Genomic DNA, 18,694 nt, shown 5'->3' on the forward strand with positions numbered 1-18,694 from the left:
TGCCCCATAACCGTCGAGGCAAGCCTTCAGACGACGCCGAAGCGCCGCCCCCAAATGATTACTGCTTAGCGCGTTCTTCCAGCATGGCTACTGCCGGCAGTTTTTTGCCTTCCACGAACTCGAGGAATGCGCCGCCGCCGGTAGAGATGTAGGAGATCTTGTCTTCGATACCGAACAGATCAATCGCCGCCAGGGTGTCACCACCGCCTGCTACGGAGAACGCTTCGCTATCGGCGATCGCGTTAGCGATGATTTCGGTGCCTTTGCGGAAGTTCGGGAATTCAAACACGCCAACCGGGCCGTTCCACAGGATGGTTTTTGCGTCTTTCAGCAGTTTCGCCATCGCCAGTGCGGTTTCGTCACCGAAGTCCATAATTTCTTCGTTATCCGCTACTTCGGAAACCTTTTTCACGGTTGCCGGGGCAGTTTCAGAGAATTCTGTGCCCACGCGGGAATCGGTTGGCACCGGGATGCCGTACTGGTCACGCAGACCTTTCGCCGCTTCAACAAAGTCCGGCTCGTACAGAGACTTACCAACATTGTTGTCGATGGCCACGAAGGTGTTGGCGATACCGCCACCGACGATAACGGTGTCAGCGATTTTCACCAGCGACTGCAATACATCGAATTTGGTGGAGACTTTAGAACCGCCAACCACAGCAACCAGCGGACGCTGCGGATTGCTCATCACTTTGCCCAGCGCTTCCAGCTCAGCAGACAGCAGCGGGCCGGCACAGGCGATCGGTGCAAATTTGCCCACGCCGTGGGTTGACGCCTGCGCGCGGTGCGCAGTACCGAAAGCATCCATCACGAAAACGTCGCACAGCGCGGCATATTTCTTCGACAGGCCTTCTTCGTCTTTCTTCTCGCCTTTGTTGAAACGCACGTTTTCCAGTACCACCAGCTCGCCCGCACCGACTTCAACGCCGTCGAGGTAATCTTTTGCCAGGGTAACGGTGGTGCCGTTCAGTTTGTCTTTCAGGTAGTTAACAACCGGTAACAGGGAGAACTCTTCGTTGTATTCACCTTCGGTCGGACGACCCAGGTGAGAGGTAACCATCACTTTCGCGCCCTGTTTCAACGCCGCTTCGATGGTGGGCAGAGAAGCACGGATACGTGCATCAGACGTCACTTTCCCTTCTTTCACTGGAACGTTGAGATCGGCACGGATCAGAACACGTTTACCAGCAAGATCCAGATCGGTCATCTTAATTACAGACATGGTGAACCCTCTCGTTGATTCTCATAAGTTTTGCCAGACGCAGACCGCGTCTTACCTGAAACCGCTTGCGGCCATTGCTAACGTTGTATCAAGCATTCGGTTAGCAAAGCCCCATTCGTTGTCACACCAAACCAGGGTTTTGATCAGGTGGTGACCACTGACCCGCGTTTGCGTGCCGTCCACTATGGCACTGTGCGGATCATGGTTAAAATCGACTGAGACTAACGGTAATTCCGTATAGTCAACTATACCACGAAATGCCCCTTCTGACGCGTTTTGCAGCAACGCGTTGACCTCACATGCCTTCACCGCCTGACGCACCGAAACGCTCAAATCAATGGCTGTCACGTTGATAGTTGGCACACGCACCGCGATGGCTTCGAAGCGATCGTTAAATTTCGGAAAAATGCGCGTTATGCCCGCCGCCAGACGCGTATCCACCGGAATGATCGATTGGCTGGCCGCACGGGTGCGACGCAGGTCGCTGTGATACGCGTCGATCACCTGTTGATCATGCATCGCCGAGTGGATCGTGGTCACCGTGCCCGACTCAATGCCAAAGGCGTCATCCAGCAACTTGATCACCGGAATAATGCAGTTGGTGGTGCAGGATGCGTTGGAGACAATGCGGTCAGTTTGTTTAAGAGCCTGTTCGTTCACGCCGAACACTACGGTGGCATCCAGATCGTTACCGCCCGGATGCGAGAACAACACTTTCTTCGCGCCTGCCTGCAAATGGGCTTCGCCATCGGCACGGCTGCCATAAACACCGGTACAGTCCAGTACGATGTCGACATTCAGTTCCTGCCACGGCAGGGTATCGATATCGGCCTGATGCAGGATGCGGATGGTATCGTCACCGACAAACAGCAGGTCACGCTCCTGACGCACATCAAAGGCAAAACGGCCATGGCTGGTATCGTACTTCAGCAAATGCGCCATACCGACGGCTTCCGCCAGTTCGTTGATGGCGACCACGGTGATTTCAGCCCTGCGGCCGGTTTCATACAACGCACGCAGTACATTACGCCCGATACGACCAAAACCATTTATAGCTACGCGAACGGTCATCTCTACCTTCAACAACACCGAAAAAACGTGCCGATAGCCTGAGCGTTTCACACCGTTTTGTACAGGGAATTCTTGCCTGACGCCGCTGGCAGAAGGCTGTCGCATCGCTACAACTGAAACGGTTCAGCTAGAATAAAGCAAGGAAGGAATAACAGGAATGATTGCGATCAACTGCGCTGCTGATTATTGGATCTGCGTCACAAAATAAGCCATTTTAAGATTATTACTGGAGGAATAATTGGGTGATATTTGCACGAATTCGTCATGGCGCGTTTTGTCGCGCAATTCCGCGCGCGGTGTCGGAAAAGCTCGCGCGATAAATCGCATCGCGGCGGGAAGCAAAACAGGCGGCCCGCAGGCCGCCCGCAGGTCTTACAGAATCGACTTAGCGGTAGCAACAACGTTCGCTACGGTGAAGCCGAACTCTTCAAACAGTTTCTCCGCCGGAGCAGATTCGCCGAAGCTGGTCATGCCGACGATGGCACCGTTCAGACCGGTGTACTTGAACCAGTAATCAGCGATACCGGCTTCGATGGCGACGCGCGCAGCGACGGCTTTCGGCAGCACGGATTCGCGGTAAGCGGCATCCTGCTTGTCAAAGGCGTCGGTAGACGGCATAGACACCACGCGCACCTTGCGGCCTTCGGTGGTCAGCTGGTCGTAAGCAGCAACCGCCAGTTCCACTTCTGAACCGGTGGCGATCAGGATCAGTTCCGGCTGACCGGCGCAATCCTTCAGCACATAACCACCACGGGCTACGTTGGCCAGCTGCTCAGCAGTACGATCCTGCTGTGCCAGGTTCTGACGGGAGAAGATCAGCGCGCTCGGGCCATCTTTACGCTCGATAGCATATTTCCACGCCACCGCAGATTCTACCTGGTCACACGGACGCCACAGACTCATGTTCGGGGTAGTACGCAGGCTCGCCATCTGCTCAACCGGCTGATGCGTCGGGCCATCTTCGCCCAGACCGATGGAGTCATGGGTGTAGACCATGATCTGACGGATCTTCATCAGTGCCGCCATACGCGCCGCGTTACGGGCATATTCAACGAACATCAGGAAGGTGGCGGTGTACGGCAGGAAGCCGCCATGCAGCGCGATACCGTTGGCAATCGCGGTCATACCGAATTCGCGCACGCCGTAATGGATGTAGTTACCGGCCGCGTCTTCGTTGATAGGCTTAGAACCAGACCACATGGTGAGGTTGCTCGGCGCCAGGTCAGCAGAACCGCCAAGGTATTCCGGCAGGATTTTACCGAACGCTTCGAGGGTGTTTTGCGACGCTTTGCGGCTGGCGATTTTCGCCGGGTTAGCCTGCAACTGCTCAATGAATTTCTGCGACTCGGTTTCCCAGTTGGCTGGCAGTTCGTTGTTGGTACGGCGTTTGAACTCGGCAGCCAGTTCCGGGTGCGCAGCAGCGTAAGCGGCGAATTTCTCGTTCCATGCCGCTTCTTTGGCCTGGCCTGCTTCTTTCGCATCCCACTCAGCATAGATTTCTGACGGGATCACGAACGGCGCGTATTCCCAGCCCAGCTGCTTGCGGGTCAGCGCTACTTCGTCGTCGCCCAGCGGCGCACCGTGTGAATCGTGGGTACCGGCTTTGTTCGGTGAACCGAAACCGATAACGGTTTTGCACATCAGCAGAGACGGTTTGTCAGAAACGGCTTTGGCTTCTTCAACCGCTTTTTTGATCGCGTCAGCGTCGTGACCGTCAACGCCGCGCACGACGTGCCAGCCATAGGCTTCAAAGCGTTTTGCGGTGTCGTCGGTGAACCAGCCGTCAACGTGGCCGTCGATAGAGATGCCGTTGTCATCATAGAAGGCAACCAGTTTGCCCAGCTTCAGGGTACCGGCGATGGAGCAAACCTCGTGCGAGATCCCTTCCATCATGCAGCCGTCGCCCATGAACACGTAGGTGTTGTGGTCAACGATGTCGTGGCCCGGACGGTTAAACTGTGCCGCCAGGGTGCGTTCAGCAATGGCGAAACCGACGGCGTTTGCAATGCCCTGACCCAGCGGACCGGTGGTGGTTTCAACGCCTGCCGTGTAGCCGTATTCCGGGTGACCTGGAGTTTTGGAGTGCAGCTGACGGAAGTTTTGCAGCTCGCCCATCGGCAGATCGTAGCCGGTGAGGTGCAGCAGGCTGTAAATCAGCATTGAACCGTGACCGTTAGAAAGGACAAAGCGGTCGCGCCCGGCCCATTGCGGGTTAGTCGGGTTGTGGTTCAGGAAGTCGCGCCACAGAACTTCGGCGATGTCCGCCATGCCCATCGGGGCACCCGGATGTCCCGATTTGGCTTTCTGTACTGCATCCATACTTAACGCGCGAATGGCGTTGGCAAGCTCTTTACGAGAGGGCATTTTCTACTCCAGGTCGGATTAATACTTCGCCGCTCCTAACTTATTGTAATTAATCAGCTATCAGGCGAAGCAAGGAAAAAGTCGCACATCAATGTACATGAAAATCGGGGCAAAAGTACATGCTACGGGGTGCTAAATCTGATGGGATGCGGTTGCAATTTAGCTGCTGTCTGCTAGCAGGCAGAGCAGTTACTGGCTGTAAACAATATGTATAAACACCGTTGCACAAACGCATAGCGGCGCGATTTATCGCGCTATTCCGTAGCCAAACCGGAAAAAACGCGCGATAAATCACGCCGCTACAGGATTGCGCCGCCTCAGCGCTTAAACAGCTGATCCACCATCGACCCCAAATCCAGCTGGTTATCATGCAAAGTTTGCTCATCCAGCTGGCCCTGCGGTGACATCTTGTCAATCAGCTGCGGCAACAGCGCGGCCAGCGTGCCGGACGCGCCCGGCACATCGGTGCCGAGCTTATCCGCCAGCGACTGCAACTCAGGCTGACCAAACACCGACTGAATATCGCCACTGTCCACCGGCTGGTTGTTGCCGGTGCCAATCCACGAACCCAGTACCTCGCCTAATCCACCCTGCTGGAACTTGTGCAGCAGCGCTTCGATGCCGCCCTGCTCCTGCACCCAGCTCCAGATAGCATGTAGCTGGCCCAGCTGGCTACCCTGCCCTTCACCGCCGCTTAGCGATCCGACTAAATCATCCAGTAAGCCCATCATGACCTCCGAAGATTAATTGACCGCTTGTAAGTTTAGCCACAAGCACGCTGTTTAACCTACGGAACCATAAATGTGACTGGCGGATAAAACCTGGCAATATCTGATTACGGAACACAGAAAGATTATTGCAATCTAAGTAGGGTAACGTATGTCTCAGGGTCAGACTGGAACCGTTTATGCTACTTACATTTATTATCGTCCTTGCCATCGTCGTCATTGTCTTTGCGTACTGCGTGATACGCTCAGCCGCAAAAGATGTTGATAACGATTACTAATCTCACCTGCTCACCGAATCAGACGCCTCTTCTATTTCATTAGCCCTTATTTGCCGCCTGCACGTGCAGCATATCCAGCGCCAGTGTCGCAGCGGCCAGCGAAGTCAGGTCGGCGTGATCGTAGCCGGGCGCCACTTCTACCAAATCCATCCCCACAATGTTCATGCCTTGCAGACCACGAATCAATTTAGTGGCTTTGTCGGTAGTCAGACCGCCAATGACGGGTGTACCCGTACCAGGAGCATGTGCCGGATCGAGGCAGTCGATATCAAAGGTCAGATACACGGGCAGATCGCCAACGGTGCGCTTCACTTCTGCCAGGATGTCATCGACGCTGCGATCGTTAACCTGTGCCGCATCCAGCACGTTAAAGCCAAGGCTCTTATCAAATTCAGTGCGGATACCGATCTGCACCGAATGATTTGGATCGATCAGACCTTCTTTCGGCGCAGTGAAGAACATGGTGCCGTGATCAAAGGTCGGGCCGTTGGAATAGGTGTCGGTATGGGCATCGAAATGCACCAGCGCCATTTTGCCGAAGTGCTTCGCATGAGCGCGCAGCAGCGGCAGCGTGACATAGTGGTCGCCGCCGAAGGTCAGCATACGTTTACCGTTTGCCAGCAGTTTCTCGGCATGCGCCTGCAATTTATCCGACAGATCCTGAGAATCGCCAAAGGCATAAACCAGGTCGCCGCAATCCACCACGTTCAGACGCTGACGCAGATCGAAATCCCACGGCCAGCGACAGCCTTCCCACGCGAGGTTAGTGGAGATCTGACGAATCGCACCCGGCCCTAAACGGCTGCCAGGACGGCCCGAGGTCGCCGCATCGAAAGGTACGCCGGTAATCACCCACTCGGCGTCGCTGTCGTATGGCTGGAAGTTAACCGGGAAACGCATGAAACCGAAGGCGTTCGAAACCAGGGAGTTATCGTATTGATTGCCCAGGGTGTTATACATAAATCGTCCTCTATATATCCGTGGTGCGGGTCATGCCCGCATGACCTTAAGTTATAGGTGAAATATGACCAGATAAAAAAATCCCCTCCGCGTCGTTAAACCCGACGAGGAAGGGATTTGATGTTATGGCGTATCTGGCGCGATTATCGCGAAGAATTAACGGGCCTGCAATCGACGCTTATGTGACAGCAGCCAGAGATAACATCCCACTTCATTCCCCGATCTGCCGCACAACTTCCCCGGTAAGGATTGCGATCGATTTTCTGCTCACGAGACAGACAAAAACCCGTGCAATAACATGTAAAATAATCAACAAATCATGAAGTTAAATCAATCAGGCAATAGCCCGCCATACGATAGGCCTGACAAATTGTTAAAAGTTGATTAATAGATGAAAACGTTTAGGAAAATTCTGACACGCTCTGTAACTTACTGACCACAATATGACAAAAATTTTACAGAGTTTTAGGGCAATGGCATCTGCCATTAATTAGTTTCATAGAGTAATCACCTCAGTGAAAGAAACAGGGATGCCTCTTTCACGTATTCATCAGATTCCATTATCTGACTTTGCGTAATCCCGCTGAGATTTTCAGCATGCCCCGATGTCTGCAAAAAATAACCTCGCCCTTATATCGTCCGTATTTCCCCTAGCGCATTGGTTGCTGTTAAGCCAGGGGCGGTAGCATTTAAAAAATCCCCCCAGAATGATGATGAGTTTTAAAATGGCAAGAAGTGGATTTGAAGTTCAGCAGGCTGCCATTAAGGCACTGTTTTTAAGAGAAATACGCACAAGGTTTGGCAAATTTCGACTGGGATACTTCTGGGCGATTCTGGAGCCTTCAGCGCATTTATTGGTGTTACTTGGTATCTTCGGTTTTATTATGCACCGCACCATGCCTGACATTTCCTTTCCGGTCTTTCTGCTAAACGGCATTATTCCTTACTTTATATTCAGTAATATTAGTAACCGTTCAGTAGGGGCAATTGAAGCGAACCAGGGGTTGTTCAACTATCGCCCTGTAAAACCTATCGACACCATTATTGCCCGCGCCCTGCTTGAGACGGTGATTTACGTCGCTGTCTATATCCTGCTGATGCTGATTGTGTGGATGGCAGGCGAATACTTCGCCATAACCAATCTTCTGCAACTGGTCTGCACCTGGACATTGCTGGTGCTATTTTCCTGCGGCATCGGCCTGATTTTTATGGTGGTGGGGAAAACCTTTGCGGAGACGCAGAAGTTTCTGCCTATCCTGCTTAAACCGCTTTATTTTATTTCCTGCATCATGTTCCCTCTGCATACGATTCCCAAAGATTACTGGCCGTATTTGCTATGGAATCCGATTGTTCATGCGGTGGAGTTAAGCCGCGAAGCGGTAATGCCCGGCTACATCAGCGAAGGCGTTAGCCTGCAATATCTGGCGTTCTGCACGCTGGCGACCCTGTTCGTCGGTCTCGCGCTGTACCGTACCCGTGAGGAGGCGATGCTGACATCATGATAAAGATAGAAAACCTCACGAAGTCCTACCGCACCCCTGCCGGTCGCCATTATGTATTTAAAGATCTCAGTGTGGAGCTACCCACCGGCAAAAGTGTCGCCCTGGTAGGACGCAACGGCGCGGGTAAATCGACGCTGTTGCGTATGATTGGCGGGATTGACCGACCTGATAGCGGCCGCATTATTACCAATAAAACCATCTCATGGCCGGTAGGGCTTTCCGGGGGTTTCCAGGGAAGTCTTACGGGGCGGGAAAATGTGAAATTTGTCTCGCGCCTGTACGCAACTAAAGAAGAACTCAAAGACAAAGTCGCATTTGTGGAAGAGTTTGCCGAGTTAGGTAAATACTTCGACATGCCAATTAAAACCTATTCATCAGGCATGAAATCGCGGCTCGGGTTTGGTCTGAGTATGGCGTTTAAGTTCGATTATTATCTGGTGGATGAAGTCACAGCGGTTGGGGATGCGAGGTTTAAAAGGAAATGTGCTGATTTGTTTAAATCAAAACATGAAGAATCTAGCTTTCTGATGGTGTCGCATAGTTTGAATTCGTTGAAAGAGTTTTGTGATGCCGCGTTATATATAGGGAAAGATAACTCTCTGAATTACTACAATTGTGTTAATGAAGCTCTTGAGAGATATCATCACGACAATCTGAATGGATAGTAAACGGTGTCTTCAATGCTAACAGCCATCATTCCAATAGATTTAAAGCGCAGGCCAAAAGACCTTATAAGAAAAGCTATCTCATTAGCAGAGAACGCTCAGGAAAATAATGTAAAAACTATATTTGGCCATAATGATAGACAGACAAAACATGATAAAGAACTTATAAGCCAGATAGAAAAAATCCCCTCAGCCCGAATAGAATCTCAAATAGGCATCTCTGAAGAAATAAACTCATCACTATTGAGAAACATTGCATTTAGTAAAGTTGACTCAGAATATATCATTCTTCTCGATGCAGATATAAATCCCGACTTTGAGTTATTTAAAAAGTACAAAAAGAAAATACAGAGAGAAGAAAAACCATTCTACATCCTGCCCTGTCTATACTTAACAAAATATGGCTCAAAACTACTTACGGAAAAGAACAAATCAAAATCAGAAATAATAAAAAGATACTTTTCTTTTTCCAGGAAAGAGTTCCTTCATTTAGCAAGCCCTTCATCAATTACCATCCTTAAATCTACGGACTACCAGATTTTAAATGGTTTTGACACTACTTATCAGGGACATGGATATGAAGACTTTGATTTTCTGGTTAGATTAAGTGAATTATATTTCTCTTCAGAAAAGACATCTGATTTTTTAATTGATAAACCTGCACGATCACCGCTTTTTGCTGTTGGGTTTCGGAGATATTTAGGAGAGCTCTGCATAGAAAGCTTACTTGCAAAAGACTTAGCATTTCACTTATATCATGACAAGGATAGCAATGAAACCTATTATAAATCGAGAAAAGACAACTATCAAAAATTTGCATCTTCGCACCGGCATAAAGTCACTAATAATCAAATAACCGATGCGACATTGATAACTTCATTTGTCCATAGTTGTCAGGAAAATGATTTGAGTGTTCATGAATATTCTATACTCTTTGAAAATAAACCTGGACATGTCGATCGCTACGACACGTTGAAAAGAAAAATACATTTTCTTTTTAAGAATTAACATCTTTAGGCTTTAAAATGAATAAGAAAAAAATCAAGAAATTAATCAACAACCCAAAACAATTTTTCCATGACTCGAAGTTTTTTAAAAAAATATCAACAGCAGAAAGCAAGAATAACAAAGAAAAAAATAGCCTGGGGTTTATTATCCTGAATGATAACCCCTCTCACTTTTTTGAAACAATAAACAGCATAACAAACTCAAGCAAAGCACATAGAAAAAACATCAGAACCATTCAAATTGATGGCGCTAATTCAGAAAAAAACATCATTAATTTAATACAAGAAATGGCTAGAGAATTAAAATGTGATTACATTAAGGTTATGCATGCCGGAGATCTTGTAAACGCTGGATTTATCCAACGGTTTTCTACTGAGTTAAATCTACAAGAAGAACATGAGATCATTGCACATACTTACAGTCATAATTTAAACCAATCACAGCCAGATGCATTTTTAACACATAACAAAGCACGCTTAAGCAAAAGTAAAAAAACAGAGAAGGATTTTATTTTTCCTTACTTTGGAAGCGTTATCGTAAAGTCTGAAATCCTGAACAATCTTAATGAGTTCATATATAGCAAAAATTTTCACATCAATACCGTCAATCTCTTAAGTATTATAGAAAAAGAAGGTGGGAATTTAAGAATTTTTTGGGACGACAAACTAATCTCGTCAAATATTGAGGGTTTAAGAATTGAAAGCAGATTACAGGAATTAGTAAAAAACCCAACAGATATAATTAGTTTTTTAACACATGTCGATGCAAAACTCTCTGGTAATTCTAACCATGTACAATTGAAGCGTTCGACTCTTTCTTTCATTCATGGAATAGTTACAGTTCTACTAAAAAACAAAAAATCAGACGAGCTATTGAACGATCATGAAAAAAATAGCGTACTTACATTACTCACATCAATCATTTCAAATATTGGAACTGATGTTCTAAACAACTTTTCCTCATCCAATTATAATCACGTACATAAAATAGGTTATCTAAATATTCTGAAAGAAGCAGTACCAGGAGACTTATGCTATGTAGAAGATGTACAAGATGAAGAAAAACTGATTAAGTTTAAAATAGCCACGAGTGTTGATTATATTCCTTCTGTTATATTAAATGATAAGGAGGCTACACCAATTTCTATAAAAATAAAACCGCTAACACTTTTCTCCCATGAGCTTTCATATGAAATATTTATTTGGGTTGATTATCAATCGCATCAGAAACCAATACGTTTAATCAGTAAGTCCGGCATTGATTTCATCGTTAATGGAAAAAGAAGGAAAACCTGCAAGGCCGGAGAATTAATTAAATCTTTTAAAAACAAAAAGTCTATTTCCCCCACATTACCATTTAAAGCAAAGATATTACGTTACCTTTCCACACGCCCAATAATAAAAAAGAAATTCTCTGACGCTTGGGTATTTATTGATAACGAACTTAGGGCGGATGATAATGCCGAACACTTTTACAGATATGTTTCATCACAACATAAATCTGAAAAATGCTTCTTTTTAATTGATAAAAAATCAAAAGACTGGGATCGATTAAGAAAGGATGGCGTAAAATTAATTAGATTTGGTGGATTTTGGCATAGAGTGGCCCTTATTAATGCTAAATATCTTTTATCATCCCATGCTAATCCTGCCATCGTCAATTTCCTGCCGAAAAAACACTTTAGTGACATCATGAATTTTAAGTTTGTTTTTTTACAGCATGGAATTACTAAAGATGACCAATCAGAATGGCTAAATAGCCGTAAGATTGATTGCCTGGTTACCGCTGGTGTTGACGAATATAATGACATAGCTGGTAGAGGTCGTTACAGATTTACAAGTAAAGAGGTTGTTTTAACTGGTTTCCCAAGATATGACAATCTATATACTCAAGAGAAGAAATGTAAAAAAATTCTCATCATGCCAACCTGGAGAAAAAGTCTTTCAGGAGAATTGATAAAAAAATCCAGTAAACGCATCAAAAATGAAAACTTTGCCGACTCTGCATTTGCTAATATGTGGGGAGGATTCTTACGGTCTAAAGATCTTGAATTACTAGTTAAAAGCTTCGGATATACAATTGAATTTTACCCACACCCAAATTTAATCGATTACATCGAAGATCTTAACATCCCTGAATACATAGGCATCGGGGATATAACTACATATAGCATCCAGGATGTTTTTAGAAAATCTGACATTTTAATTACTGATTATTCATCAGTAGCCTTTGATATTGCATACATGAAGAAACCGATCATATATTTTCATTTCGATATTGAAACATTCTTTTCTGAACATTCATATTCGAAAGGATATTTTGATTATAACACTCATGGTTTTGGACCCGTTTGCGAAAGTATTGATGATCTCATCAAAAACCTGAACTATTTAATAAAAAACGAATGCGAAATCTCTATTATATATAAAGAAAGGATCGATAGTTTTTTCCCTTACCAGGATAGGAATAACTCATCTCGTCTTTACCATCACATATCAGAACTCAACAATAACGGCCCAGATTCATTAACATTAATTGAAAAACTCGAAAATTTAGTAAAACACTACGAAATCCAGTCCGCATGTGATTTTCTTAAAACCTATCGTTCAAATATAGCTTCAGTTCCGTCAGCGCTTTACATTAGAGCCAGCCAGACATTATCAATTCTTTACTTCTGGTGTGCCGCCAATGGCCTTAATGATGATAAACAGATAATTAATTCAGTTATGAAAGAAATAGATAATCCAAGTAGCAATATCGATTTTCATAACTATATTGATGCTATTTTTTCCAACATAAACACTATGACATCAAGTAATGATGACTCAGTTTTCCAAAAGACTTATTTTGAGAGCACCCTCACTTCGGTGGAGGAAAATGAAAATGCTAAAAACATAACAAAGGGCATCATCTCTCATCCCATTATAAACATTATCAATATGATGGAGGATTTTAAAAGTGATAAATATAACGAAGTTATTGATAAAGCCAACGAAATTATTGGTGAATACTCTCTTTATAAATCAAGAAATATATCATTAATCATTCTCACGTCTCTAATCAGAACACAAAACATAGATGAGGCAATTCTATGGCTCAACAAGATAGAATTTAATCTTTATTTAACAGAAAAAGAATTTCTTTTGCTGGAATTATCAAAGGCTGCATCGCCTGATAATATTTATAATTTATCGATTCAATGCCTGTATCCAGAGTCGTCAACTAACAACGCAGCGATAGAATCATTCTTTAAATTTTGCAATACAGTAAGCAAAAATCAACTCCTTGATTTACCGATACAGGAAGTTGAATCTGAGCATTGTTTGTTTCGTTATCTTGATTATCTTTATAGCGCTAAAGATTTTTCAGATTTTTTACATGCTCTGGACAATAACAAAAACAAATATGATTACCTCAATCATGCTGATAGAGCAGAAAAATTTTTAAAATCCGTCATGGAAATTGATGGTACAGAAAGATTCATAAAAGAGTTAAATTCATTATTTAACCCGGAAAACTTCTCTGAAAAATTAACTCATATTATTTTAAACACAAAAGTCATCGACCATAAAAATGCGTGTTCCATTATTAAAAAAGTTCTACATCATGATTGTAATTTGCTAGAAAGCATTGATATTTATAAGCTTGCACTAAATTTTCATAAAAATGCACGGCCATCATTAGCTAAAGAAATCTCTGCGCAGTATGTCATTTCTCTACATGAAAAACACTATAGCTCTCCTGAAAACTGGCTAGCTAAAAATGACTACAAAACGCTAATGAATGCGATTAGCGAGCTGAATGACGTTGCTCATGAGTTGAATAGATTATCAGTTCAGCATTGATAAAGGATAAATTTATGGATCGATCTAAAAGCCTTAATGCATTATTAGCATTTCTTTTTATACTCACATATTCCTGTTCATCATTAGCTCAGGACTTAATGACTATAAAAAGCGGGAACAATATCCAGGGACTATCATCTCCATCACCCGGTTCTTTTTACACTTTAGAACATGATAAAAACTCAGATGCAGTTTCAATATATATTAATGCCAAAAATTACCGTCAGCTTGTTTTAAAATCAACAGATATTGGGCATCAGGGTTTTGACGTTAAATTAAATAAAGAACAGTCTATTTCTTTTATCGCAACAAGTTCTAAAAAGAGCAATGAAGCACTATTTTTTGTCTTTGATGGCAAAGGTAATTTTATGGAGAAAAAAGTCAATTTCTTTTCTGATTTTCCTTTCAAAAGTAATGACACAATGCCATCATTCTCACCTGACGGTAAAACACTGGTGGTAAGAGGGCGTTTGGATTACAGAAGCATGATCTTTAAAACTTATAATTTCAAAGACATTGAAAATAAAATTAAAGATAGTAAAAGCTCAACACTGGATCTATCGACAGATTATCATCACAAATGGAATCTTCCTCCATCCACACTATCAGACGATGAAGGAAAGTTACGTCCTTTGCAGGCAATATCTAGTGATAACGACCGCATTTACTTACTCTTTGGCGATGCAGAACTAAACCAAAAATCAATTATCACATATTCTTTTGATGGGAAAATGATAACCACAGACTCTAAAGTTGAAGTTGGCAAAGAGCATTGCAATAATTTCCCTCGCAAGTGTTTTTATGAACCAGAGGGAATAGCAACACTAGAAAATAACAAACTTGCAATCCTTTTTAATATTGGACTAGGTATAAAAAAAGAAAATTTTATAGTAATTTATAACAAGGAATAGCGTTTCTTTTCTCATTTCACTAAGGTCGATTTTTATGATTGTTCATGCATTTGAGAATGCATGATATCTCCTTAAGATTTTGCATTACTTCTTTCGATACTACTAATGCCGAATTCATTAAACATACACCTCGAGAATTAAGGCTAAAAGGAGATGATAGAAATCGCATCTTTCTTAAAGATGGTAAGTTTCCAGATGGCTTGACTCTTATATTCACTGAAAAAGCGAGTGATTGTTCTGTATTCATTGACAGTGACATTACCATTAATTCATCTAAAATATAATTAAAAAAGCACTGTATTTTATCTTGGTAAGGAAAGTAATCTTAATAACATTAACGCTGTTATTTTGGGTGAAAGAGATTTTATTGCAGTTGGAGAAGCGGTTTCAGTAACCGCGTAAAATACCTGGAGCACAGGATTCAACTCTGGCAAAAAAAACAATGGGTTAATTATCGGTGACCATTGTTTAATTGCTTCCGAAGTCGTGATTAGACCTGCTGATGGCCATCTTGTCATAGATGTTGAAACAAATGAACAGAAGGATATTTCCCACACCCCAATTATCATCGAATCGTATTGCTGGATTGCTCAACGTGCTGCAATACTGAAGAACGTTAGAATTGGTGCCTGTTCTATTTTTTCGTTTTCGGCCGTAGTCACAAAATCCTGTGAAAGGTTCAGCGTTGTGTCAGGTATTCCAGGGAAAGCCGCATCTTTGCATGGAAAAATGTGGCTACGCGGCAGAGGCAAAGAGGCAAAGAGAATTCAGGAAATGTATAAAGTTCGATTTTATGGTATTGAGTAAACACGTTAGATTAACACTCAGATGTTTTATGCGTTGAGATACCACCTCTTTCTTGTGCAGCATTAGATAAAAAAAGATTATTTATTTTTATCTTCGTATAGTAAACAGCATTAATCTGCGTATTTTCCAGCAAGTAGGTTCTGTATTTCTTAAACAACTTCATATCTGGCTTAAAATCCGCCGTCCAGAACTGGTTCAGGTGCCCTTGATACGTCAATCCTTTGATGTCATAGAGGGCATTCCCCATCACCTTTAATGGCTTGTTATGAATTAGCGCTGAAATCCCCGCCGTACTGTTAATCGTAATGGCAGATTTGGCATGAGTCAGCAGTTCAGGCATCGGCAAGTCATGCACGTAAATCACGCGATTCTTCACCCCGTACTCTTTACTCAGCTTATTGATCAGCGGCCCATATAAACGATGCCCGCGATCCATGGGATGGTGCTTGATCACCAGGAATTCATTACGCGGCGCTTTCTTCGCAAATGAGTAGATCACATCGTTAATATAGTCGCGTACATCTTCATAAGGGCTGTGATTGCGGATCTGGCTATCGTTGTAAACCTGCAAGATCGCGAGAAAATAGCGCTGATCCAGGCTGGTTTGCAGATGCGACAATACGTTGCGCTGACGCCAGCCATACCACTGCTTTCGCCAGTAAGCCCGGACCCAGCACTGTGCCTCGTACCAGGGCGAGAATGATTTATGATGGCGATATTGATGGAACTCATGACGATAACGCCAGCCAACCAGGTAATACCAGGTGGCATGAGCGATACGCTTCATTGAGGAAGGTTTTAAATTTTCCACCTTCATTTGCGGCATTTCAGGTAAGCGACGATAAAACTCGGCATCGCGAGGTAATGATGAGAAGGCATTTACACCGCCCTCTTCAACCGTAATGAAATGGGGGCGCAAATAGCCCTCTTCAAAAGCAAGGAAGCGGATACCTTTTGCCTGCGCCCAGCGTTTAGCCGCCTGATGTAAAGGCCGACAGTCGCCAAAACACAAAATAGTATCGAAGTCATACTCTTTATGGGTTTCACGCAACCAGCCAGGGAATTCTTTGGGTGTTTTGAGATAAGGCAGATATTTACGCTGGCGACAGTAAAAACGATCCCCACCGTTAAATATTACATTAACAGCCTCACGTTCCAGCGACTCCAGCCACTCCGCTATATCATTGAAAAAAGGTCCCATCGGCCCCTGTAACAATAAATACTTTTTCCCAGATAAAAGCATTTTTAAGGCGTTACTGTGCATAACCAACCTGCAGGATTGTTGTTAAATTTAACCCGGTATTCCTAACCGAATCTCACTTTTAAAAACATGGTCATCTTGCGGTAATGGCGAATTATCCATCCCGCTTTCTTTTTATTGATTAACATCTTTCCGCGCGGTGCCTGAATGAGCAGCTCCGCGGCTTCTTCTGCGCTAATAGCGTCAAGTCGCAAGGGGTGGATATAGGTCGGATACGCAATCAAAGCCTGATAAATCAGATCGTTCAGACCCAATTTACGGCTGCGACGAGCGCAAACATGCTCATCCTGCGTCAACCCCCACCCGGCATAAAATGGCAATCCGTAACAGAAAACCTGTTTGCCATGTAATAACGCTTCGAACCCCGATAGCGATGTCATGGTGTGCAGCTCATCGGCCATCTGAATACACTGAATCACGTCCGCATCCAGCGCCTGGAAATTGGCCAGCTCAGCAATCTCTTGCGCGGGAATATGTCCCTTACGATTACCCACCAGCACATCGGGATGCGGCTTATAAATAATAAAAGCCTCGGGATTGCGTTCACGCACCCGACGTAATAACGCCAGGTTGGTATTAATGGAACGCGTGCCGGTCTCAATCGAAGCATCATCTTCGACCTGACCCGGAACCAGCAGCACGCGTTTACCCTGAGATTCCGCAGGTAAACTAAAATCCGCGCCGAGGTTATATTTGCTGAGTTTACTTTCCACCAGCCGCGTATGCAGTTTTTCAGCGCGCTGTTGTTGTGCCATCGTCAGCGCGCTGTGATTCAGCATCACTTCTAAATCACTGGCGCGTGTCGCGTCGTAATAAATCCCGCGTTTATCCAGCACCAGTGAAAGCGGCGGCAGCAAATCAGAACCCAGTCCGGAGGAGCGTAAGAACCCATCCTCCATACGCCACATCGGTAGTTGCCGTTCGCGGACTTTATCCTGCCAGCGATGCTCACCGCGTATACCCCATACCACACAGGCCGTCGCGGCGCGGCAGCGTCGGGAGAAAGTTAACTGGTTAGCGTTGGTATGCAAAAACGGTTTGAGGATGGTTGATTTCCACAAGGTTAAGCCCGGCGCCCACAGGTGCCCGCTGCGCTGCTGCTGATGACGGCGCTGTAACTGCATCCAGTTAAGCACATCAAACAGTGTTGCCGGTGCGCCCGTCAGCGGGTGGATATAGCGGCTGTAACGTAAATAGGCGGCGGCGAATAACTCGTGCAGCGTGGCGGCGCCCCGACGCGCTGCAAGCTGCTGTGCCTGCGGATGGCGGTCATCGGTTAATCCCCATCCCGCATACCACGGCTGACCAAAACAGGTCACCGGCTTACCGGCCATCAGGGCTTCAAAACCGTATTGCGAGGTCATCACATAAACGCGGGAAACATGCCGCAGCAGTGACTGCGGGCTAACGTTATCCGCCATCAGATGGACACGGGGCGAGGATTTTAACTGGTGGAAATAACCGGCTTTTTTCCCCTCAAGCACATCCGGATGGACCTTCACCCAAATGATGGCTGACGGATTTTCATTGATCGCCGTTTCCAGCATCGCGGCAAAATCATCAGGTCCGGCATTGCCAAACGTCACCGACATATCACCAAAGGTCTGGTCGATCACCAGCACTAAATTGCTGGCGAGACTTTCACCGGCAACAAACGCCGGCGCCTGGTTATATTTCGACAGATCTTCCGTCACGATGGTCTGCATGGCTTCCTGCGCTTCAGCCTGCAACGCCTGATTGGCGGCGCGATCCTGAATCAATCGCTCCAGCGTGCTGGGCTGGCTGGCATCGTAATAGATCCCCTCTTCGTCCAGCACCATTGAAAGCGGCGGCGCGCCGTTAACGCCCAGATCCAGCGAGCGGATAAAACCGTCTTCGAGGCGCAGCACGGGTTTCCCTGCAAGCTGAGCCAGCTCCACCGGCTTGCGAGCGCTGGGACGATGTCCCCAGACCGCAACGGCATCCATCTCTTCCGGGATCGGTCGCACGCTGGACAGCTTCTGGCACGGCTGTGCCAGAAAATTTTCCAGATGCGGTATACGCCAGATGCCTGAAGAGAAAACCCCAATCAT

12 protein-coding genes are annotated in these 18,694 nt (G+C 45.5%); 5 read left to right on the top strand and 7 right to left on the bottom strand.

What is annotated here, in order from left to right; genetic code table 11:
- Nucleotides 1-58: 58 nt before the first annotated feature.
- The 5 genes from pgk to speB form a co-directional block, all read right to left on the bottom strand.
- The gene (gene pgk / locus AC6I8V_RS16335; protein WP_497843274.1) at nucleotides 59-1,222 is read right to left on the bottom strand and encodes a phosphoglycerate kinase; all 1,164 of its coding nucleotides are present in this window, start codon (nucleotides 1,220-1,222) and stop codon (nucleotides 59-61) included.
- A 51-nt stretch (nucleotides 1,223-1,273) separates the two neighbouring features.
- Entirely contained in the window at nucleotides 1,274-2,293 is a 1,020-nt protein-coding gene (epd, locus tag AC6I8V_RS16340; protein ID WP_497843275.1) for an erythrose-4-phosphate dehydrogenase, read from the bottom strand.
- A gap of 372 nt (nucleotides 2,294-2,665) precedes the next feature.
- Nucleotides 2,666-4,657, bottom strand: a complete 1,992-nt coding sequence (gene tkt, locus AC6I8V_RS16345; protein ID WP_497843276.1) for a transketolase — start codon at nucleotides 4,655-4,657, stop codon at nucleotides 2,666-2,668.
- Nucleotides 4,658-4,974: 317 nt separating this feature from the next.
- Complete coding sequence (locus tag AC6I8V_RS16350; protein ID WP_497845858.1) at nucleotides 4,975-5,385, bottom strand: YidB family protein; 411 nt, start codon at nucleotides 5,383-5,385, stop codon at nucleotides 4,975-4,977.
- A gap of 317 nt (nucleotides 5,386-5,702) precedes the next feature.
- Nucleotides 5,703-6,623, bottom strand: a complete 921-nt coding sequence (gene speB, locus AC6I8V_RS16355; RefSeq protein WP_313683609.1) for an agmatinase — start codon at nucleotides 6,621-6,623, stop codon at nucleotides 5,703-5,705.
- Nucleotides 6,624-7,348: 725 nt separating this feature from the next.
- Between speB and AC6I8V_RS16360 the strand changes: the two genes are divergently transcribed.
- From AC6I8V_RS16360 to AC6I8V_RS16380, 5 genes are read left to right on the top strand one after another with little or no spacing between them, the layout of a single operon-like run.
- Nucleotides 7,349-8,125 carry an ABC transporter permease gene (locus AC6I8V_RS16360; protein WP_497843277.1) on the top strand — a complete coding sequence of 259 codons (777 nt, stop codon included), beginning with the start codon at nucleotides 7,349-7,351 and terminating at the stop codon, nucleotides 8,123-8,125.
- A complete protein-coding gene (locus tag AC6I8V_RS16365; protein ID WP_497843278.1) occupies nucleotides 8,122-8,790 on the top strand; it encodes an ABC transporter ATP-binding protein in 669 nt (222 codons plus the stop codon). Before AC6I8V_RS16360 ends, AC6I8V_RS16365 begins: the two co-directional genes overlap by 4 nt.
- Before the next feature lie 15 nt (nucleotides 8,791-8,805).
- Nucleotides 8,806-9,798, top strand: coding sequence for a galactosyltransferase-related protein (locus tag AC6I8V_RS16370; protein WP_497843279.1), 993 nt, complete (start codon nucleotides 8,806-8,808; stop codon nucleotides 9,796-9,798).
- Between the two features lie 17 nt (nucleotides 9,799-9,815).
- The gene (locus tag AC6I8V_RS16375; RefSeq protein ID WP_497843280.1) at nucleotides 9,816-13,643 is read left to right on the top strand and encodes a CDP-glycerol glycerophosphotransferase family protein; all 3,828 of its coding nucleotides are present in this window, start codon (nucleotides 9,816-9,818) and stop codon (nucleotides 13,641-13,643) included.
- A gap of 14 nt (nucleotides 13,644-13,657) precedes the next feature.
- Nucleotides 13,658-14,554 (top strand): phage baseplate protein, encoded by an 897-nt coding sequence (locus tag AC6I8V_RS16380; RefSeq protein ID WP_497843281.1) that lies wholly within the window; start codon nucleotides 13,658-13,660, stop codon nucleotides 14,552-14,554.
- A gap of 817 nt (nucleotides 14,555-15,371) precedes the next feature.
- Here AC6I8V_RS16380 and AC6I8V_RS16385 read toward each other — a convergent pair.
- Together AC6I8V_RS16385 and AC6I8V_RS16390 are read right to left on the bottom strand one after the other, a co-directional pair.
- Complete coding sequence (locus tag AC6I8V_RS16385) at nucleotides 15,372-16,625, bottom strand: capsule polysaccharide biogenesis protein (RefSeq protein ID WP_497843282.1); 1,254 nt, start codon at nucleotides 16,623-16,625, stop codon at nucleotides 15,372-15,374.
- 41 nt (nucleotides 16,626-16,666) lie between these two features.
- Nucleotides 16,667-18,694 carry a capsule polysaccharide biogenesis protein gene (locus tag AC6I8V_RS16390; protein WP_497843283.1) on the bottom strand — a complete coding sequence of 676 codons (2,028 nt, stop codon included), beginning with the start codon at nucleotides 18,692-18,694 and terminating at the stop codon, nucleotides 16,667-16,669.

Source organism: Pantoea sp. X-Soil-TKNS-1207 (genome assembly GCF_059730485.1).